17 protein-coding genes are annotated in these 19296 nt (G+C 65.9%); 9 read left to right on the forward strand and 8 right to left on the reverse strand.

The window, feature by feature from the left end:
- Positions 1–178: 178 nt before the first annotated feature.
- From lysS to FAZ69_RS26365, 6 genes are all read right to left on the reverse strand, one after another.
- The gene (gene lysS, locus FAZ69_RS26340; RefSeq protein WP_136898038.1) at positions 179–1717 is read right to left on the reverse strand and encodes a lysine--tRNA ligase; all 1539 of its coding nucleotides are present in this window, start codon (positions 1715–1717) and stop codon (positions 179–181) included.
- Positions 1718–1736: 19 nt separating this feature from the next.
- Positions 1737–2841, reverse strand: a protein-coding gene (gene prfB / locus FAZ69_RS26345) for a peptide chain release factor 2 (protein ID WP_136898039.1) whose coding sequence is annotated in 2 segments (ribosomal slippage) — positions 1737–2759 and positions 2761–2841 — 1104 coding nt in all. Because the reading frame shifts where the segments join, the coding sequence is not laid out codon by codon here.
- A gap of 105 nt (positions 2842–2946) precedes the next feature.
- Entirely contained in the window at positions 2947–3381 is a 435-nt protein-coding gene (locus FAZ69_RS26350; RefSeq protein WP_136898040.1) for a type II toxin-antitoxin system VapC family toxin, read from the reverse strand.
- Entirely contained in the window at positions 3368–3604 is a 237-nt protein-coding gene (locus FAZ69_RS26355; RefSeq protein ID WP_136898041.1) for a FitA-like ribbon-helix-helix domain-containing protein, read from the reverse strand. Before FAZ69_RS26355 ends, FAZ69_RS26350 begins: the two co-directional genes overlap by 14 nt.
- A gap of 135 nt (positions 3605–3739) precedes the next feature.
- The gene (recJ, locus tag FAZ69_RS26360) at positions 3740–5467 is read right to left on the reverse strand and encodes a single-stranded-DNA-specific exonuclease RecJ (protein ID WP_136898042.1); all 1728 of its coding nucleotides are present in this window, start codon (positions 5465–5467) and stop codon (positions 3740–3742) included.
- A 70-nt stretch (positions 5468–5537) separates the two neighbouring features.
- Positions 5538–6617, reverse strand: coding sequence for a regulator (locus FAZ69_RS26365; protein WP_136898043.1), 1080 nt, complete (start codon positions 6615–6617; stop codon positions 5538–5540).
- A 171-nt stretch (positions 6618–6788) separates the two neighbouring features.
- Here FAZ69_RS26365 and FAZ69_RS26370 point away from each other — a divergent pair, with 171 nt between their 5' ends.
- From FAZ69_RS26370 to ftsB, 9 genes are all read left to right on the forward strand, one after another.
- Complete coding sequence (locus FAZ69_RS26370; protein ID WP_136898044.1) at positions 6789–8042, forward strand: lipoprotein-releasing ABC transporter permease subunit; 1254 nt, start codon at positions 6789–6791, stop codon at positions 8040–8042.
- 4 nt (positions 8043–8046) lie between these two features.
- Positions 8047–8787 carry a lipoprotein-releasing ABC transporter ATP-binding protein LolD gene (gene lolD / locus FAZ69_RS26375; protein ID WP_439654803.1) on the forward strand — a complete coding sequence of 247 codons (741 nt, stop codon included), beginning with the start codon at positions 8047–8049 and terminating at the stop codon, positions 8785–8787.
- Between the two features lie 33 nt (positions 8788–8820).
- Complete coding sequence (locus tag FAZ69_RS26380) at positions 8821–9609, forward strand: TatD family hydrolase (RefSeq protein WP_136898046.1); 789 nt, start codon at positions 8821–8823, stop codon at positions 9607–9609.
- Between the two features lie 89 nt (positions 9610–9698).
- Positions 9699–12197: a DNA internalization-related competence protein ComEC/Rec2 gene (locus FAZ69_RS26385; RefSeq protein ID WP_136898047.1), complete on the forward strand. Its 2499-nt coding sequence runs from the start codon at positions 9699–9701 to the stop codon at positions 12195–12197.
- A 38-nt stretch (positions 12198–12235) separates the two neighbouring features.
- Positions 12236–13051, forward strand: coding sequence for an alpha/beta fold hydrolase (locus FAZ69_RS26390; protein ID WP_136898048.1), 816 nt, complete (start codon positions 12236–12238; stop codon positions 13049–13051).
- 108 nt (positions 13052–13159) lie between these two features.
- Positions 13160–14821 carry a CTP synthase gene (pyrG, locus tag FAZ69_RS26395; protein WP_136898049.1) on the forward strand — a complete coding sequence of 554 codons (1662 nt, stop codon included), beginning with the start codon at positions 13160–13162 and terminating at the stop codon, positions 14819–14821.
- 166 nt (positions 14822–14987) lie between these two features.
- Positions 14988–15842: a 3-deoxy-8-phosphooctulonate synthase gene (gene kdsA / locus FAZ69_RS26400; protein WP_136898050.1), complete on the forward strand. Its 855-nt coding sequence runs from the start codon at positions 14988–14990 to the stop codon at positions 15840–15842.
- Between the two features lie 93 nt (positions 15843–15935).
- The gene (gene eno, locus FAZ69_RS26405; protein WP_136898051.1) at positions 15936–17219 is read left to right on the forward strand and encodes a phosphopyruvate hydratase; all 1284 of its coding nucleotides are present in this window, start codon (positions 15936–15938) and stop codon (positions 17217–17219) included.
- A gap of 82 nt (positions 17220–17301) precedes the next feature.
- Positions 17302–17766 carry a cell division protein FtsB gene (ftsB, locus tag FAZ69_RS26410; protein ID WP_136898052.1) on the forward strand — a complete coding sequence of 155 codons (465 nt, stop codon included), beginning with the start codon at positions 17302–17304 and terminating at the stop codon, positions 17764–17766.
- A 72-nt stretch (positions 17767–17838) separates the two neighbouring features.
- Here ftsB and FAZ69_RS26415 read toward each other — a convergent pair whose 3' ends face one another.
- Both FAZ69_RS26415 and hslO read right to left on the reverse strand, forming a co-directional pair.
- On the reverse strand, positions 17839–18213 hold the full coding sequence (locus FAZ69_RS26415; protein WP_169708767.1) for a hypothetical protein: 375 nt from the start codon (positions 18211–18213) through the stop codon (positions 17839–17841).
- Between the two features lie 129 nt (positions 18214–18342).
- Entirely contained in the window at positions 18343–19293 is a 951-nt protein-coding gene (gene hslO / locus FAZ69_RS26420) for an Hsp33 family molecular chaperone HslO (protein WP_136898053.1), read from the reverse strand.
- Positions 19294–19296 lie beyond the last annotated feature (3 nt).

Consider the following 19296-nt stretch of genomic DNA (forward strand, 5'->3'; position numbering starts at 1 on the left):
ATTGCGTTTCGATTTGTAACTGTTTGCAGCGGGCTTGCGGCGAGCGCTTGCGCTCTACCGTGCGAGATCGCCGTCGCCCGAGGGGCGTGAGCACAAATGAAAACTGCCCGACAAACCGCGTCGGGCAGCATTTACCGGCAGTTACAAATATCCGGCCAGAATTTCCACCTGAGCCGCGTCAGTCCTCGCGGCGCAGGTGCGGGAACAGGATCACGTCGCGGATGCTCGGGCTGTCGGTCAGGAGCATCACGAGGCGGTCGATGCCGATGCCGCAGCCGCCCGTCGGGGGCATGCCGTATTCGAGCGCGCGGATGTAGTCGGCGTCGTAGAACATCGCTTCCTCGTCGCCCGCGTCCTTCTGCTCGACCTGCTTCTTGAAGCGCGCAGCCTGGTCTTCCGGATCGTTGAGCTCGGAGAAGCCGTTGGCGATTTCGCGGCCCGTCATGAAGAGCTCGAAGCGTTCGGTGATGCCTTCGCGCGTGTCCGATGCGCGCGCGAGCGGAGACACTTCGATCGGGTAGTCGATGATGTAGGTCGGCTCCCAGAGCTGGGCTTCGGCCGTTTCTTCGAAGAGCGCGAGCTGAAGCGAGCCGACGCCTGCATTCAGGAATGCGGGCTGCGTCGTGTCGACGCCGAACTTCTTCAGCTCGGTGCGCAGGAAGGCGCTATCGGAGAGCTGGCCGTCGGTGTATTGCGGCGCATACTTCTGGATCGCCTGCGTGATCGTCAAGCGATGGAACGGCTTGGCGAGGTCGAGCTCGCGCCCCTGGTAGGTGATCGTGGCCGTGCCGAGCGAGTCGATCGCCGTCTGGCGGATCAGCTGCTCGGTGAAGTCCATCAGCCACGTGTAGTCGGTGTACGCGGCGTAGAACTCCATCATCGTGAATTCCGGATTGTGGCGCGGCGACACGCCCTCGTTACGGAAATTCCGGTTGATCTCGAACACGCGCTCGAAGCCGCCGACGATCAGCCGCTTCAGGTAGAGCTCGGGCGCGATGCGCATGAACATCTGCATGTCGAGCGCGTTGTGATGCGTGACGAACGGCTTGGCCGCCGCGCCGCCCGGGATCGGGTGCAGCATCGGCGTCTCGACTTCCATGAAGCTCGCGTCCGACATGAACTTGCGGATCGACGAAACGGCCTTGGTGCGCGCGACGAAGGTCTTGCGCGCCTCGGGCGTGACGATCAGGTCGACGTAGCGCTGGCGATAGCGCATTTCCTGGTCGGCGAGGCCGTGGAACTTGTCCGGCAGCGGACGCAGCGCCTTCGACAAAAGACGCAGCTCCGTGCAGCGCACCGACAGCTCGCCCTTGTTGGTGCGGAAGAGCACGCCGCGCGCCGCGACGATGTCGCCGAGGTCCCACTTCTTGAACGCCTCGTAGGTCTCTTCGCCGGCGTCGGCCGGCGTGATGAAGAACTGGATCTGCCCGGAGCCGTCGCGCACCGTCGCGAAGCTCGCCTTGCCCATCACGCGCTTGAGCATCATGCGGCCGGCGATGGCCACGTTGAGCGCGCTTGCTTCGAGCGCGTCCTTGTCGGTATCCGCGTAGGCCGTCCGCAGGTCGTCGGCGTGATGCGTCGGACGGAAGTCGTTCGGGAAGGCTACGCCGCGCTCGCGCAGCGCGCGCAGCTTCTCGCGGCGCTCGGCGATGATCTGGTTGTCGTCCTGCTCAGGCAGGGCGGCGGGCACGGCGGCCGGCTGGGTCAGTTCGGTCATGATGATTGGCTGTTGGAACTTACACGCCTTGCTTGAGGCTGGCGCTGATGAACTCGTCGAGGTCGCCGTCGAGCACGCTCTTGGTGTTGCTGATTTCGACGTTGGTGCGCAGATCCTTGATGCGGCTGTTGTCGAGCACGTAGGAGCGGATCTGGTGGCCCCAGCCCACGTCGGACTTGCTCGACTCGAGCTTGTCCTGCTCGGACTGGCGCTTGCGCATCTCCGCTTCGTAGAGGCGCGACTTCAGCATCGCCATCGCTTCGGCGCGGTTGCGGTGCTGCGAGCGGTCGTTCTGGCACTGCACGACGATGCCGGTCGGCATGTGCGTGATCCGCACGGCGGAGTCGGTCTTGTTGATGTGCTGGCCGCCCGCGCCCGAGGCGCGGAAGGTATCGATGCGCAGGTCGGCCGGGTTGATGTCGACTTCGAACGAGTCGTCGATTTCCGGGTACACGAACACCGACGAGAACGACGTGTGGCGGCCGCCCGACGAATCGAACGGCGACTTGCGCACGAGGCGGTGAATGCCGGTTTCGGTGCGCAGGAAGCCGTACGCGTATTCGCCTTCGACCTTGATCGTCGCGCTCTTGATGCCGGCGACGTCGCCCTCGGACTCTTCGAGCACCTCGGTCTTGAAGCCCTTGCGCTCGCAGTAGCGCAGGTACTGGCGCAGCAGCATCGAGGCCCAGTCGCACGCTTCGGTGCCGCCGGCGCCGGCCTGGATGTCGATGAAGGCGTTGTTCGGGTCGGCCGGGTTCGAGAACATCCGGCGGAATTCCATGTCGGCCACGCGCTGTTCGAGCGCCGCGGCGTCCGCTTCGCAGGCGACGAGCGTGTCGTCGTCTGCTTCTTCGCGCGCCATGTCGAAGAGATCCTGCGTGTCGCGCAGGTCGTTGTCGAGCGCCGTGAGCGTCATGACGACGCCGTCGAGCAGCTTCTTTTCCTTGCCGAGCGCCTGGGCGTGCTTCGAGTCGTTCCAGACGTCAGGGTCTTCGAGTTCCTTGTTGACTTCGGCTAGACGCGAGGCTTTGGCGTCGTAGTCAAAGATACCCCCGTAGCTCGCCCGCGCGATGGCGCAGGTCCGCAAGAGAGCTTTCGATCACGTTGAGACGTTCCGCTTCCATGTCGATCTGTTCGGCTTCGTAAAAAGGAGAAATTATAGCCGATCGACATGGCGGGGCGGCGGCGCGGATGGGGTTCGGCGCGGCGTGAGCAGTGCACGGCGCCGGTTATTCTGACCGGGCGGACCGGGCGAACGGGTTGAGGACCGCGACGCCGGTGCCCGCGAAATCGTCGACGTTGCGCGTGACGACGGTCAGGTCGTGAATCAAGGCGGTGGCTGCGATCAGCTTGTCGATCGCGTTCTCCGCGCGCGGCGCGCGCAGGGCGCCCCAGACTTGGCCGATGTCGGCGTCGATCGGCAGGATGTGATGCGCGAAATCGCTGACGAGCGCATTGAACCATTTTTCGAGCAGTGCGGTTTGCTTCGCGTCGCCTCGGTGGCGGATCAGCTCGACGCCGCGCCGCAGTTCGCCGACCGTCACGACCGAAAGATAGAGATCGGCGGAATCCTTGACGGCCTGGCGGAAGAACGCGCGCACGCCTTTGTCGGCGCGCTCGCGCTTTCTCGCTTCACTGATGACGTTAGTATCAACCAAATACATTCGCGGCCTTGGGCGAATCGGCGACGCGTTCGAAATCGGCGTCCTCGCCGACGTTCGGCATGGCCATCAGCACTTCGGCCAGACTCTTGCGCTTTACGCGCTTGAGTGCGTGCGAAAGGATTTCGCGATGCTCGGCCTCGGAACTGCGCCCGTGAGCTGCAGCCTGCTCACGCAGGTTTTGCACGAGTTCATCGTCGACGCCGCGAACCAGCAGATTGGGCATGGGGTACCTCCGTTGCTATCATTGCTATCAATGATAGCAGGTCGGTCGCAGGCTGTAACGGTCGTCCGGATGGGATAGGGCGAGGCGCTGTGACGCAGGAGCGAGGGTGCGATGGCGCCCCGCCGATTCCATCGATCAACCCGCCGCATGCTCCACGATCAACTGCACGCGCGATACGCCGTTCCACGTATCGCGCGCAAGCCGGTAGGCGAGCGTCGCGCGCGCGGGCAGCGGCTCGGTGTGGTTGAACCAGATCGCGTTGAAGCGCTGGCGGCCGCGCGCGAGCTGCAGCTTCAGGTGCTTGTCCTTCACGAGCGCCTGCGATGCGATGTCGAATTCGCCCGAGAACACCGGCGCCGGAAACCCCTGGCCCCAGACCGCGGCGTCGAGCATCTCGACGAACTGTGGCGTGAAGTAGGCCTCCTCGAGGTCGCCATCGGTTTCGACCACTCGCGCGAGCGCGTCTTCGGAGAGCCATTCGCGGCCGACGGCTTCGAACGCTGCCGTGAAGCGCGCGATATCCGCGGCGGCGAGCGTGACGCCCGCTGCCATCGCGTGGCCGCCGAACTTGGCGATGAGACCGGGCTCGCGCTTGGCGATCAGGTCGAGCGCGTCGCGCAGGTGGAAGCCCGCGATCGAGCGGCCCGAGCCCTTGGCGAGCGCGCCGCTGTCGTCGGCGAGCGCGAACGTGAACGAGGGCCGATGGAACTTCTCCTTCAGCCGGCCCGCGACGATGCCGATCACGCCCTGATGCCAGTCCGGGTTGAAGAGCGTGATGGTGGCCGTGCCCGCCGGATCGACCGTCGACAGGTCCGCTAGCGCCTGCTGCTGCATGCCCGCTTCGATTTCGCGGCGCTCTCGATTCATTGCGTCGAGCTGCTGCGCGAGCTCCCAGGCGCGGCCGACATCGTCGGTGGTCAGGCACTCGATGCCTAGCGACATATCGGACAGGCGCCCCGCCGCGTTCAGACGCGGCCCGAGCGCAAAGCCGAGGTCGAAGCCGGAGGCGCTTTTCGCGTCGCGCGCGGCGGCGCGGAAGAGGGCGGCGATGCCTGGCTGCATGCGGCCGTTGCGGATGCGCTGCAGGCCTTGCGCGACCAGCACGCGGTTGTTGCCGTCGAGCTTGACGACGTCGGCGACCGTGCCGAGCGCGACGAGGTCGAGCAGGCCGTCGAGACGCGGCTCCGGACGCTGGCCCGCCGCAGCGCCGAACGCGTTGCGCCGGCGCAATTCCGCGCGCAGCGCGAGCAGCACGTAGAACATCACGCCGACGCCCGCGATGCACTTGCTCGGAAACGTGCAACCCGGCTGGTTCGGATTGACGATCGCGCGCGCGTCCGGCAGGGCGTCGCCGGGCAGGTGGTGGTCGGTGACGAGCACGTCGATGCCGAGCGCGTTCGCCGCCTCGACGCCGTCGACGCTTGCGATGCCGTTGTCGACCGTGATCAGCAGATCGGGCTTGCCGGACGGGCCGAGCTTGCCCGATGAGGCCGCGAGCTCGACGATCTCGGGCGTGAGCCCGTAGCCGTATTCGAAGCGGTTCGGCACGAGATAGCCGATCTGCGCGCCGAACATGCGCAGGCCGCGCACGGCGACGGCGCACGCGGTCGCGCCGTCGCAGTCGTAGTCGGCGACGACGAGCATGCGGCGCTTCTGCTCGAGCGCGTCGGCGAGCAGGACGGCGGCGTCGGCGCAGCCCTTGAGGCTCGCCGGGGTGACGAGGCGGGCGAGCGCCGTTTCGATCTCGCCGGGCTGGCGGACGCCGCGTGCGGCATAGAGACGGGCCAGCACGGGATGGATGCCGTGACGGATCAGCGCTTCTGCATCGGCGGGTGACGACGCGCGGGTGACGATTCGGGTCATGCGGTAAAAGCGATAGAGAGGCGGACGGTCGCGCGCTGAGTCATGTGCGAAGCAGGTCGCCCGCCGTGTGTCATTCGAAGAGCGACGCCAGCACGCGGCGGCGCCAGAATTTGCGCAGGTCGCCGCGCGTGACGGTGAGTGTCGACGAGCCGGTGTCGCCGCACAGCGTCATCGCGAGCTCGCCGATGCGGCCTTGCTGCAGCGCTGCGAGCGCGGGCGCGAACCAGTCGCGCTCCAGCGCATCGAGCGCCGCATTCCAGCGTGCCCAATCCTGCTCGATGAATGGCGACGAGAACGGGTCCAGCTCGACGAGGGTGGCGCCGTCGCCGGCGGCTTGAAGCGCGGCGAACGACGGCGGAGGCGAAGCCGCTTCGACCCCAGCTGCGAGCGCAAGGCCGCGGGTGGCCGCGGCGTCCGACAGCACGAGCGCAAACGGGCTTTTGACTGCCTGCGCCGCGCCTTGCGCATGCATCCAGATCGAGTTGACGGCCGGCAACCCGCGCGCCTCGCGCGCTTCGTTGACCGGATGCTCGAACCACGCCATCTGCACTTCGTTCTGCAGCTTCATCCAGGCGCGCGAGCGCTGCCCCGTGTGCGCCTCGTGCGGCAGCCAGATCTCGATGTTGCGTCCGCTCGCGCGCAGCGGCGACGCGCCGGCGAGCTGGCCGAACGTGTCGCTCGACAGATACCAGCGCGTCGGCCGAGGCGCTTCGATGCGCACGCCGAGCTCTTCGACGAGCGGCTTGGCGACGGCCAGGAGCGTCGCGGCTTCGTCGTCGGACAAGTCGAGCGAGGCCGGGTCGATCAGCACCAGATGGTCGTGGGCGATGCGTACGTGGACCGGCTGCACGCAGGCCCAGACGGCGTCGCCGGGCGAGCCGCCATCGGCGAGCAGCATGTAGGGCGCGAGCGGCGCTTCGTCGTCGGCGCTCGAGGCGACGGCGCCGAACTGGCGCGCGACCCAGCGTTCGTGAGGCAGCGTGCGCTGGAAATCCTCGCCGGCGACGCGCTCGACCAGGCTTGCGCGCGAGAGCAACTTTTCGAGCGCCGGGCTTGCCAGGTTGTGCAGTGCGGTGGAGGCGTCGGCGGCCGTCGGCAGCGCGAAGGGCAGCAGGATATGGAGGCGGTTGGCGTGCATGATGGTGCGCATTGTATGGCAAACTTCGCGCTTGATTGACGGCTCGCCGGATCGCTTCACCGGCAGGCGCCGGCGCCGCCGCCGCGTAAGATGGCGTGCGAGGGCTCGCCCCGGGCGGTGCCGGTCGCGATATCCGCGCGGCTTGCGCGTCTCGCGCGCCGAAAGACCAGATTAAGGACTCGCTTGAAACTTCCCTACGAATGGCAGATCGGCTGGCGCTACACGCGCGCCGGCAAACGCACGACCGGCAACGGCTTCATTTCGTTCATCGCGTTCGTGTCGATGTCGGGCATCGCGCTCGGGGTCGCGGCGCTGATCGTCGTGCTGTCGGTGATGAACGGCTTCCAGAAGGAAGTGCGCGACCGCATGCTGTCGGTGCTCGCGCACGTCGAAATCTTTTCGCCGACGGGTTCGATGCCCAATTGGCAATTGACCGCGCAAGAGGCGAAGCAGAACAAGGAAGTGATCGGAGCGGCGCCGTATGTCGAAGCGCAGGCGCTGCTCACGCGCCAGGACGCCGTGAGCGGTGTCGCGCTGCGCGGCGTCGAGCCGTCGCTGGAGCCGCAGGTGTCCGACATCGGCAAGGAGATGAAGGCCGGCAGCCTGAACGCGCTCGAGCCGGGCCAGTTCGGCATCGTGCTCGGCGCCGACCTCGCGGCGAGCCTCGGCGTGGGCATCGACGACAAGATCACGCTGGTCGCCCCCGAGGGCACCATCACGCCGGCCGGCATGCTGCCGCGCCTGAAGCAGTTCACCGTGGTCGGCGTGTTCGAATCGGGGCACTACGAATACGACAGCACCCTCGCGCTGATCAACATCCGCGACGCCGAGGCGCTGTTCCGCCTCTCCGCGCCGACCGGCGTGCGGCTGCGCCTCACCGACATGCAGAAGGCCCCGCAGGTCGCTCAGGAGCTCACTCACCAGCTGTCAGGCGACCTCTACATCCGCGACTGGACGCAGCAGAACAAGACCTGGTTCTCGGCCGTGCAGATCGAGAAGCGGATGATGTTCATCATCCTCACGCTGATCATCGCGGTCGCGGCGTTCAATCTCGTGTCGTCGCTCGTGATGACCGTCACCAACAAGCAGGCCGACATCGCGATCCTGCGCACGCTCGGCGCGCAGCCGGGCTCGATCATGAAGATCTTCGTCGTGCAGGGCATCACGATCGGCTTCGCCGGCACTGCCACGGGCGTCGCGCTCGGCTGCCTGATCGCCTGGAGCATCCCGTGGCTCGTGCCGATGATCGAGCATCTGTTCCACGTGCAGTTCCTGCCGCCGTCGGTGTACTTCATCAGCGAGCTGCCGTCCGAGCTCGTGCCGGGCGACGTCGCCAAGATCGGCGTGATCGCCTTCCTGCTGTCGGCGCTCGCGACGCTCTATCCGAGCTGGCGCGGCGCGAAGGTGCGTCCGGCGGAGGCGCTGCGCTATGAATGAACATGTGATCGATCAACCTCTGACGGGCACCCGGGCTTTGGATAAGAACTCAAACGGCTTCGTGCTCGAAGCGAGCGGCGTTTCGAAAGCGTTCATGCAGGGCGGCCTCAACGTGGCGGTGCTGAACAACGCGGAGCTTTCCGTGCGGCGTGGCGAGAAGCTCGCGATCGTCGGCGCGTCGGGCTCGGGCAAGAGCACGCTCCTGCATGTGCTCGGCGGGCTCGACGAGCCGACCGCGGGGCAGGTCTCGCTGCTCGGCAAGCCGTTCACGAAGCTCGCCGAGCGCGAGCGCAACGATCTGCGCAACCGGGCGCTCGGCTTCGTCTATCAGTTTCACCACCTGCTGCCGGAATTCAGCGCGCTCGACAACGTCGCGATGCCGCTGCGCATCCGGCGCATGCCGGCCGAAGACGCGCGCCGCGACGCGCTCGCGACGCTCGAGCGCGTCGGGCTTGCGCATCGCGCGAAGCATCGGCCGGGCGAGCTGTCGGGCGGCGAGCGGCAGCGCGTCGCGATTGCGCGTGCGCTCGTCACGAAGCCTGCCTGCGTGCTCGCCGACGAACCGACCGGCAACCTCGACGGCAGCACCGCCGATTCGGTGTTCAACCTGATGCTCGAGCTGTCGGCGAAGCTGGAGACGAGCTTCGTGATCGTCACGCACGACACCGATCTCGCCGCGCGCTGCGACCGCATCATGCGCCTGCGCGACGGCGTGCTGCACGAAGAGCCCGCTGTGCCTGTCTGACGCTCAATTCGCCGTATTGCGGCAAACCCGGCCATGTGGATCGATACGCACTGCCATCTCGACGCCTCCGAGTTCGACGCGGACCGCGACGATGTCATACGCGCGGCGCGCGCGGCGGGTGTCTCGCAGATCGTGATTCCCGGCGTCGAGCGCGGCAACTTCGCGACGGTGCGGGAGCTGGCGGGGCGGGTCGAGGGCGCCGTGTACGCACTTGGCATCCATCCGCTCTACACGCCTCGCGCCAGCGATGCCGATCTCGACGTGCTGCGCATGGAGATCGAAGCGAGCCTTGCCGATCCACGCTTTGTCGGCATTGGCGAGATTGGTCTCGACTATTTCGTGCCGGGGCTCGACGACACGCGGCAGCAGTTCTTCTACAACGAGCAACTGAAGCTCGCGCGCGAATTCGACCTGCCCGTGATCTGCCATGTGCGCAAGTCGCAGGACCAGGTGCTCAAGGGGCTGCGCCGCCATGCGGTGCGCAAGGGCATCGCGCATGCGTTCAACGGCAGCTTCCAGCAGGCGCAGGCGTTCATCGATCACGGAATGCATCTGGGCTTCGGCGGCAACGTCACGTTCGAGCGGGCGCTGCAGATCCGGCGTCTTGCGCAGCAACTGCCGCTGGACGCGCTCGTCATCGAAACCGATGCGCCCGATATCCCTCCCGCGTGGCGCTACAAAGAGCGAAATACGCCCGATCAGATTCCGCGTATCGGCGCGGTGCTCGCCGAGTTGCGCGGCATCGGAGAAAGCGAGCTGGCGCTAGGCACAATGGCTAACGCGCGCGCCGCGCTGCCCCGGCTCGCGCTTTCGTCCGCATAATCGTTCCCGGTTGTTCGCGCTGCGCCGGACACGCGCGGCGTAGCGTTCTCCGCGCTTTCCCGGCGCGGCATGTCGTGCGCGGAGGGCGGATGCGGGCGGTGCTGTGCGGATTTGCGTTGGGCGTTTTCTGTTTGCAGCAGCAGGCGGCTTTGCCGGGAGCGCTGCACTGGGTCATCGGCGCGGCGTTGCTTGCCGTGGCGATCGCGTTCGCCGTATGGGCGTTCAAGCGTCGAACACGCTGGCTTCGACATGCCGGGTTTTGCGCGCTCGTCGTCTCGGCTGTGTTCGCCGGATTCGGCTATGCGGCCTGGCGAGCCGAAATCCGTTTGCGCGACGCGTTGCCCGTTTCGTGGCAAGGGCGCGATATCGAACTTGCGGGACACATCGAAGGATTGCCCTCGCGCGACGCGAACGGCACGCGATTCCTCTTTGCTGTCGACACCGATGAAGCCCGGCGCACCACTGGCATTGCCCATTTCCCTTCCACGCTTCAGCTCGCGTGGATCGATCGCACGGGCGCGCCGGAAGCGTTGCCGGTTCTCGCGCCGGGCGATCGATGGCGATTGACCGTGCGGCTGAAGCGGCCGCACGGCAACGCGAACTTCGGCGTGCGCGATCCCGAAGCCGCGCTGCTGGCGCGCAATGTTCGCGCGACGGGGTATGTGTCGGCGGCATCGGCAGCCAAGCGTCTGCCGGGCAGGGCGAGCGGCGTTGGGCTGACGATCGGCCGCTGGCGCTTTGCGTTGCGTGCGCGCATCGGCGCCGTGCTCGACGACGCGCCGCATCGCGGCATCGTGATGGCGCTGGCCGTTGGAGCGCAGGATGCAGTCGGCGCGGAGGACTGGCTCGTGATGCGCAACACCGGCACCAGTCATTTGATTGCGATTTCAGGTTTGCATATCAGTCTCGTGGCGGGACTGTGCGCGGCGCTCGCCGGAGGCTTGTGGCGGCGCTCGTGCTTTCTCGCGCGCGTGAGCCGCTGCGAGTGGCCGCTCATCGTGCCGGCGCAGATCGTCGCCGCCGTGGCAGGCGTGGCGTTTGCCGCGTTCTATGCGGCGCTCGCAGGATTCAACGTGCCTGCGCAGCGCGCGCTATGGATGCTGGCGGTGGTGAGCGCCGCCTTCGTGAGCGGGCGCAGTGTGGCGCCCTCGCTGGTGCTGGCGTGGGCGCTCGGCATTGTTTTGCTTGCCGACCCCTGGGCTGTTGTCACGCCCGGTTTCTGGCTGTCGTTTGGCGCGGTTGCAGCGATTTTGCTTGTGGTGCATGGGCATTTGCGCGTGCGTCATGAGGCTCCGGATTGGACGGAGCATGACGAGCCGCCCGCATCGCGCGTTTCGCGGGCGCTCGCTGCCATGCGGCGCTGGTTGATACGTTGGCGCGAACGCCTGATGAGCGCGGCTCGCGTTCAATATGCGGTCACGCTGGGTCTTGCCCCGCTAACGGCATTTTGGTTTTCGCAGATTCCCTTGATCGGACCGTTTGCGAACGCCTTCGCGATTCCCTGGGTGAGCGTGCTCGCCACTCCGGCGGTGCTCGCGGGCGTGGTGTTGCCTGCGCCGATCGACGCGTGGGCGTTTCACGCTGCGCACACGCTGATCGAAGCCCTGATCGCCGCGTTGCGAACCATATCAGGCCCTCAATGGGCCGTCTGGCGCCTGCCGCAGCCAAGCGCCTGGGCGCTCGCAGCCGCAGCGGCTGGCGTCGTCTGGTGCCTGCTGCCGCGCGGCTGGCCGCTGCGCTGGGCCGCGCCGCTGACATGGCTGCCGCTCTGCCTGCCTCCGCCGGCCGGTCCGCCTGCGGGCACGTTCCGGCTCACCGCGCTCGACGTTGGCCAAGGCTCGTCGATCCTGATCGAGACCGCGCGCCACGCGCTGCTTTTCGACACCGGTCCCGGCCCGGAATCGACGCACGCGGGCGAGCGCATCGTCGCGCCGTTCCTGCAGGCGAACGGCGTGCCGGTGCTCGACGCGCTCGTGATCAGCCATGCGGACTCCGATCACGCGGGCGGCGCCGGCGCCGTGCTGCAGGCGGTCCGCGTGCGGCAACTGCTCGGCGGACTGCCGCCGTCGAACCGGCTATGGGACGCCGCCCGCACGGCAGGCGCCGATACACTGCGCTGCTCGGCCGGTCAGCGCTGGCAATGGGACGGTGTCGAGTTCGCCATGCTCTGGCCTGACCCTGGGCCGCTGCCGAAAGTATCGAACGCACAATCGTGCGTGCTGCGCGTGAGCGCGCCGGGGATGTCGGCGCTGCTGACGGGCGACGTCGATGCACCGTCCGAGCGCGTGCTGGTCGCCCGCGCCCGGGACGCTCTGCGCGCAGAGGTGCTCGTCGTGCCGCATCACGGCAGCAAGAGCTCGTCGACCGAGCCGTTCCTCGACTCTATCGATCCGCTCGTCGCCGTATTTCAGGTAGGCTATCTCAATCGTTTTCACCATCCGGACCGGGGCGTGTGGGCGCGCTACGAGGCGCGCGGCATCGACCTCACGCGCAGCGACCGCGACGGCGCGGTGCGCATCGAAGCGAGCGGCGGGGTGCTCGCGCTCGAACGCTACCGCGAGACGCATCGCCGCTACTGGATGGACTGACGGACAGCGCGAAGATAACCACAAGGAGACACCGGCGCGTGAAAAACATCATCCACTTCTCTCACGCGAACGGCTTTCCCGCGTCCACCTACCGCACGATCTTCGCGGAGCTCGCCGACGACTACGAACTGCGCAGCATCGAGCGCATCGGCCACGACGCGCGCTATCCGGTGACGAGCGGCTGGCCGCATCTCGTCGAGCAGCTGCTCGAGGATATCGACCGCTCCTATCGGCATCCCGTGTGGCTCGTCGGCCATTCGCTCGGCGGATATCTGTCGCTGATGGCGGCGTTGAAAAAGCCGCAGTGGGTGAGGGGCGTGGTGATGCTCGACTCGCCGGTGATCGCGGGCTGGCGTGCGAACGTGCTGCGCGTCACGCAATGGACCGGGCTCGACGAGCGGCTCTCACCCGCGGCCGCCACGCGCACGCGCCGCACCCGATGGGCGAGCCGAGAGGAGACGTGGCGCCATTTCCACTCGAAGCCCGCGTTTGCCCGTTGGGACGAGCGCGTGCTCTCCGACTACGTCGACTTCGGCATTCCGCAGACGGCGGCCGACGGCGAGCGCACGCTCGCGTTCGATCGCGACGTCGAATACCTGATCTACCGGACGCTGCCGCGTACGCTCGGCGCCCGGCTCGTGCACGGCGCGCCGGTGCCGGTCGCGTTCATCGCCGGACGGCATTCGAAGGAGATCCGTCAGGTCGGCTTGGAGGCGACCCGGCGCGTGACCGGCGGCCACATCGAATGGATCGACGGCAGCCATCTGTTCCCGATGGAAAAGCCGCTTGAAACGGCGCGCGCGCTGCAGCGGGCGCTGCGCGAATTGCAGTCGCGCGAGCTCACTGCCGCGTGACAGCCGTGTGTCGATAGCCGGTCGAATTGTTGGCCATTCTCGCCCGCCGTCCGCTGGGTTGGAGCCCGCCTTTACGGTATAATCCGTTTTTCCCGCGAGCATCCAGCGATGACCAAATATGTTTTTGTCACCGGCGGCGTAGTGTCTTCCCTCGGCAAGGGTATTGCCGCCGCCTCCCTCGCCGCGATCCTCGAATCGCGCGGTCTCAAAGTCACTCTCCTCAAGCTCGATCCCTACATCAACGTCGACCCCGGCACGATGAGCCCGTTTCAACACGGCGAAGTCTTCGTGACGGAAGACGGCGCTGAAACGGACCTCGACCTCGGCCACTACGAGCGCTTCATCAGCACGAAGATGCGCAAGGCCAACAACTTCACGACGGGCCAGATTTACGAATCGGTGATCCGCAAGGAACGCCGCGGCGATTATCTGGGCAAGACCGTGCAGGTGATTCCGCACATCACGAATGAAATCCAGGCGTTCGTCGAGCGCGGCGCCGCGTCGGCGACGTGCGGCGAGCCGGATGTCGCGATCGTGGAAGTGGGCGGCACGGTGGGCGACATCGAATCGCTGCCGTTCCTCGAAGCGGCGCGGCAGATGAGCCTGCGCCTCGGCCGCAACAGCGCGTGCTTCGTGCATCTGACGCTCGTGCCGTACATTGCCACGGCTGGTGAACTGAAGACCAAGCCGACCCAGCACAGCGTCCAGAAGCTGCGCGAGATCGGCATCTCGCCGCACGTGCTCTTGTGCCGTGCGGACCGCCGCATTCCGGACGACGAGCGCGCGAAGATCTCGATGTTCTCGAACGTGCCGGAAGACGCCGTGATCTCCGTGTGGGACGTCGACAGCATCTACAAGATTCCGCAGATGCTGCACGACCAGGGTCTCGACAGCATCATCTGCGATGAACTGAAGCTCGCGCCGAACCCGGCCGATCTGTCGATGTGGTCGAACCTCGTTGAGAAGCTCGAGAACCCGCGCAACGAAGTGACGATCGGCATGGTCGGCAAGTACGTCGAGCTCACCGAGTCGTACAAGTCGCTGATCGAAGCGCTGCGCCATGCGTCGATCCACACGTCGACGAAGGTCAACATCGAATACATCGATTCCGAGCAGATCGAAGCGGAGGGCGTGGAAAGCCTGAAGCATCTCGACGCCGTGCTCGTGCCGGGCGGTTTCGGCCGGCGCGGCACCGAAGGCAAGATCGCCGCGATCCGCTACGCGCGCGAAGCGAAGGTGCCGTACCTCGGCATCTGCCTCGGCATGCAGCTGGCCGTGATCGAATTCGCACGCGATGTGGTCGGCATGAAGGACGCGAACAGTACCGAATTCGATCCGAACACGGAGAACCGCGTCGTCGCGCTGATCACCGAGTGGTACGACCGCGAAGGCCGCGTCGAGAAGCGCACCGAGGAGTCCGATCTCGGCGGCACGATGCGCCTGGGCTCGCAGCGCTGCCCGATCAAGCCGGGCACGATGGCCGAGGAAATCTACGGCAAGGACGTCAACGAGCGTCACCGTCACCGTTATGAAGTCAATAACCGCTTCGTGCCCCAGCTCGAGGCGGGCGGCCTTATCATCAGCGCGCATACCCCGAGCGAGGATCTGCCCGAGATGATGGAATTGCCGCGCAGCATGCACCCGTGGTTCGTCGGCGTGCAGTTCCACCCGGAGTTCACGTCCACGCCGCGTGACGGCCATCCGCTCTTCAAGGCATTCGTCGAAGCGGCGCTCGCTTGCAAAAAGGCGCGCGTCGAGGAGAAAGTATGAACGGCCCCCACGCTCACTATCGTTCGCTGTCGACCGGAGTTACCGCTTTAGCGGTTACTCCGGTCCCATGCAAAGCGCCCCCCGAGGGGGCGGCTGCCTCCCTTGGGGCGGCATGGGACCCGAGTAGAGCGCTGAAGCGCCAACTCGGGTCAGCATGGGAGGCCGCATGAAACTGTGCGATTTCGAAGTCGGTCTCGACCAGCCGTTTTTTCTGATCGCGGGCACCTGCGTCGTCGAATCGGAGCAAATGACGATCGATACCGCGGGCCGTCTCAAGGAAATCTGCGCCAAGCTGAACGTCCCGTTCATTTATAAATCGTCGTACGACAAGGCCAATCGCAGCTCGGGCAAGTCGTTTCGCGGGCTCGGGATGGACGAGGGCTTGCGCATCCTCTCCGAAGTGAAGAAGCAGCTCGGCCTGCCGGTGCTGACCGACGTGCACAGCGAAGAGGAAATCGAACCGGTCGCGTCGGTCGTCGACGTGCTGCAGACGCCCGCATTCCTGTGCCGCCAGACCGATTTCATCCACGCATGCGCGCGCTCGGGCAAGCCGGTCAACATCAAGAAGGGCCAGTTCCTCGCGCCGCACGACATGAAGAACGTGATCGACAAGGCCCGCGACGCCGCACGCGAAGCAGGGCTGTCGGAGGACCGCTTCCTCGCGTGCGAGCGCGGCGTGTCGTTCGGCTATAACAACCTCGTGTCGGACATGCGCTCGCTCGCGATCATGCGCGAGACGAGCGCGCCGGTCGTGTTCGACGCGACGCATTCGGTGCAGCTGCCGGGCGGCCAGGGCACGAGCTCGGGCGGCCAGCGCGAATTCGTGCCGGTGCTGGCGCGCGCCGCGGTGGCGACGGGCATCGCCGGCCTCTTCATGGAGACGCATCCGAACCCCGCGCAAGCCAAGTCGGACGGCCCCAACGCGGTGCCGCTCAACCGCATGGCGGATCTGCTCGAGACGCTGATTACGCTCGATCGGGCCGTCAAGCGCACGCCGTTTCTCGAAAGCGATTTCAACTGATGCCCCTGCTTGGGCGGCGCTCGCGCCTGAAGGCGGGCGCGTCCGCGCCGCTGTCGAAACCGTAAAGATTCAACGTCAATTCTTGAGGAAACCATGAGTGCAATCGTAGATATCATCGGTCGCGAAATTCTGGATTCGCGAGGCAACCCGACCGTCGAGTGCGACGTGCTGCTCGAGTCGGGCACGATGGGCCGCGCGGCTGTGCCGTCGGGCGCGTCGACCGGTTCGCGCGAAGCGATCGAGCTGCGCGACGGCGAAGCCGGCCGCTATGGCGGCAAGGGCGTGCTGAAGGCCGTCGAGCACATCAATACCGAAATCTCCGAAGCGATCATGGGCCTCGACGCATCGGAGCAGGCATTCCTCGACAAGACGCTGCTGGAACTGGACGGCACCGACAACAAGTCGCGCCTCGGCGCGAACGCGATGCTGGCCGTGTCGATGGCGGTCGCGAAGGCAGCGGCTGAAGAAGCTGGCCTGCCGCTCTATCGCTACTTCGGCGGCTCGGGCGCAATGCAACTGCCGGTGCCGATGATGAACATCGTCAACGGCGGCGCGCACGCGAACAACAGCCTGGACATCCAGGAATTCATGATCGTCCCGGTGAGCCAGCCGACGTTCCGCGAAGCGCTGCGTTGCGGCGCGGAAGTGTTCCATGCGCTGAAGAAGATCCTGTCGGATCGCGGCATGAGCACGGCGGTCGGCGACGAAGGCGGCTTCGCGCCGAACTTCGGCAGCAACGACGAGTGCCTGTCGACGATCCTGCAAGCGATCGAGAAAGCCGGCTATCGCGCAGGCGAAGACGTGCTGCTCGCGCTCGACTGCGCGGCGAGCGAGTTCTACCACGATGGCAAGTACCAGTTGGCGGGCGAAGGGCTGCAGCTGTCGTCGGCGGAATTCACCGACTACCTCGCGACGCTTGCCGACAAGTTCCCGATCGTCTCGATCGAAGACGGCATGCACGAAAGCGACTGGGCCGGCTGGAAGCTCTTGACCGACAAGCTCGGCAAGAAGATCCAGCTCGTCGGCGACGACCTGTTCGTGACGAACACGCGCATCCTGAAGGAAGGCATCGAGAAGGGCATCGCGAACTCGATCCTCATCAAGATCAACCAGATCGGCACGCTGACGGAAACCTTCGCCGCGATCGAAATGGCGAAGCGCGCGGGCTACACGGCCGTGATCTCGCACCGCTCGGGCGAAACGGAAGATTCGACGATCGCTGATATTGCCGTGGGCCTGAACGCCGGCCAGATCAAGACGGGCTCGCTCTCGCGCAGTGACCGCATCTCGAAGTACAACCAGCTGCTGCGCATCGAAGAGGATCTGGGCGACATCGCCAGCTATCCGGGCAAGTCGACGTTCTATAATCTGCGCTGATTATCTCGTTATTGTTCGTCAATTGATGTGCACGCCGCCCTGCGTATCGCGCAGGGCGGCGTTTATTTAACCGGCACTTTGCATGCGGCTCGTCACTGTTGTCCTGATCGTCCTGCTCGCGCTGATCCAGTATCCGCTTTGGTGGGGGCACGGCGGCTGGTTGCGTGTCCACGAGTTGAGCCAGGAGCTTTCGCAGCAGCAGCAAAAGAACACTGATGAAAAGCTGCGCAACGAGCGCATCGAAGGCGAGGTGCAGGATCTGCAGAACGGCACCTCGGCGGTCGAGGAACGCGCCCGCTACGAGATGGGCATGATCAAGGACGGCGAGGTCTTCGTGCAGTTCGTGTCGCCGAATCAGCCGCTGCCGGCGCCGGCGTCGACGGCGTCGAACAATACGTCAACGCGTGGCGAGGTGTCCGCGGCGCCCGTGGCGGTCGTGCCGAATCCTGTGTCGCGCGTGAAGCCGGAGAAGAAGCACGCTGAGAAGAAGGGCAAGGAAGCGGCGGCGAAGGAAAAAGACAAGATTAAGGCCAAGCGCGCAGGCTGAGCCGGTGCTTGTGGAGAGCAGCAAGAAAAAAGGCATGGATCGTTCCATGCCTTTTTTCTTAACGGGTCCCGATTACCACCACCAGCCGGGAGAACCGTAGCCGAAGCCGATGCCTGTGCTCCAGCCGCTGTAATAACCGCCGTAGGCGATGGGCGCAGGTGCGTAGTAAGGGGCGTAATAGCGCGCCCAAGCCTCAGCGGCCATCGCCTGATTCTGTTCCTGGAGCACCTGCTTATCGATCGCGTCGTAGCGTTGCTTCTCCTCGGCGCTCAATTGCGGCGCCGGAGCAGTGCCGGATTGAGCCGGAGGCAGCCGGCTCAGGATGGGCGCCGGCACTTGAGGGTCCAGTGAGCAACCGGACAGCACGGCGCCGCCGGTCAGCGCAGACAGCGCGACGAGGGTTCGAAACGCTGTCGATGGCGAGAGACGGGTACGGTTATTTTTCATTTTGACCTCCAACTTCCGCAGGCTGACACGACGCGGCTCCTGCATCCAGGCGGCAGCGGCGCCTGATCCAAGGATAGTGCGCCGTCCTTACGCAACCAAGCAACCCAGGGCTTGCGCGCCGTCCGCGTCCTAGTGGCGCTGCACGGCCGCGGGCGCCACGCCTGCCGCAATCGGGTTCGCTACGAAGAGCTGTGTGACGTCGACCGGGTCGAACTCGTAGCGCTGGTTGCAATAGTCGCAATGAATCTCGACGTGGCCGCGTTCTTCGATGACGCCGTCCACTTCCTCGCGTCCGAGCATCTTCAGCATTGCACCGACCTTTTCGCGCGAGCACGTGCAGGCAAAGCGCGCCGCAGCAGGCGAGAAGTGCTGGACGTTTTCCTGCCAGAAGAGACGCTTGAAGACGGTTTCCGGCGCTTCCTTGAGCAACTCTTCCTGAGACAGCGTGCCGCCGAGCGTGCAGACGCGCTCCCAGGTATCGGTATCGAGCTCGCCAGCGTGCGGGACGATGCCGCCGTCGCCCGGCAGCTTCTGCAGCAGCATGCCGACGGCCCGCTCGGTGTTCGCCGCCAGCCACAGCCGGGTGTCGAGCTGCTCGGAGTGATGCATGTAGTGTTCGAGCACTTGCGCCATCGACTCGAGCGGACCGCTCTCGCCGTTGAGCGGCACGATGCCCTGGTACGGCTGCTGCCCCGGTTTTTTGTCGGCGGGGTCGAGCGTGATCACGCAGCGTCCGCTGCCGCCGGCATTGACCAGCTCGGCAAAGGATGCGTCGTCGCGGATCGCATCGGCGGTGTCGCCCAGGAACTTCGCCGTCGCGCGCATCGTGAGACTCGAATCGCACTGCACGACCAGCATCTTGACGGGACCGTCGCCGAAGATCTGCATGATGAGCGTGCCGTCGAACTTCAAGTTCGCCGACAACAGCGCGCAGGCCGCCATCATTTCTCCTAGCACGTTCCGCACGGGAGCCGGGTATTGACGGCGTGCGAGCACTTCCTGCCACGTGTTGCGCAGCGAGACAATTTCGCCGCGCACCGGCGCCGCGCTGAACATGAATTTTTGCAACTGGTCGTCCACAGC

Source organism: Trinickia terrae (assembly GCF_005144415.1).
GTDB classification, from domain to species: Bacteria; Pseudomonadota; Gammaproteobacteria; order Burkholderiales; family Burkholderiaceae; genus Trinickia_A; species Trinickia_A terrae.

Bases quoted from the DNA above. Each gene is read 5' to 3' on its own strand.
- FAZ69_RS26350 (WP_136898040.1), bottom strand. From the start codon at position 3,381: ATGTATTTGGTTGATACTAACGTCATCAGTGAAGCGAGAAAGCGCGAG.
- FAZ69_RS26365 (WP_136898043.1), bottom strand. From the start codon at position 6,617: ATGCGCACCATCATGCACGCCAACCGCCTCCATATCCTGCTGCCCTTC.
- pyrG (WP_136898049.1), top strand. From the start codon at position 13,160: ATGACCAAATATGTTTTTGTCACCGGCGGCGTAGTGTCTTCCCTCGGC.
- FAZ69_RS26415 (WP_169708767.1), bottom strand. From the start codon at position 18,213: ATGAAAAATAACCGTACCCGTCTCTCGCCATCGACAGCGTTTCGAACC.
- ftsB (WP_136898052.1), top strand. From the start codon at position 17,302: ATGCGGCTCGTCACTGTTGTCCTGATCGTCCTGCTCGCGCTGATCCAG.
- FAZ69_RS26355 (WP_136898041.1), bottom strand. From the start codon at position 3,604: ATGCCCAATCTGCTGGTTCGCGGCGTCGACGATGAACTCGTGCAAAAC.
- recJ (WP_136898042.1), bottom strand. From the start codon at position 5,467: ATGACCCGAATCGTCACCCGCGCGTCGTCACCCGCCGATGCAGAAGCG.
- eno (WP_136898051.1), top strand. From the start codon at position 15,936: ATGAGTGCAATCGTAGATATCATCGGTCGCGAAATTCTGGATTCGCGA.
- FAZ69_RS26385 (WP_136898047.1), top strand. From the start codon at position 9,699: ATGCGGGCGGTGCTGTGCGGATTTGCGTTGGGCGTTTTCTGTTTGCAG.
- lysS (WP_136898038.1), bottom strand. From the start codon at position 1,717: ATGACCGAACTGACCCAGCCGGCCGCCGTGCCCGCCGCCCTGCCTGAG.
- FAZ69_RS26380 (WP_136898046.1), top strand. From the start codon at position 8,821: ATGTGGATCGATACGCACTGCCATCTCGACGCCTCCGAGTTCGACGCG.
- kdsA (WP_136898050.1), top strand. From the start codon at position 14,988: ATGAAACTGTGCGATTTCGAAGTCGGTCTCGACCAGCCGTTTTTTCTG.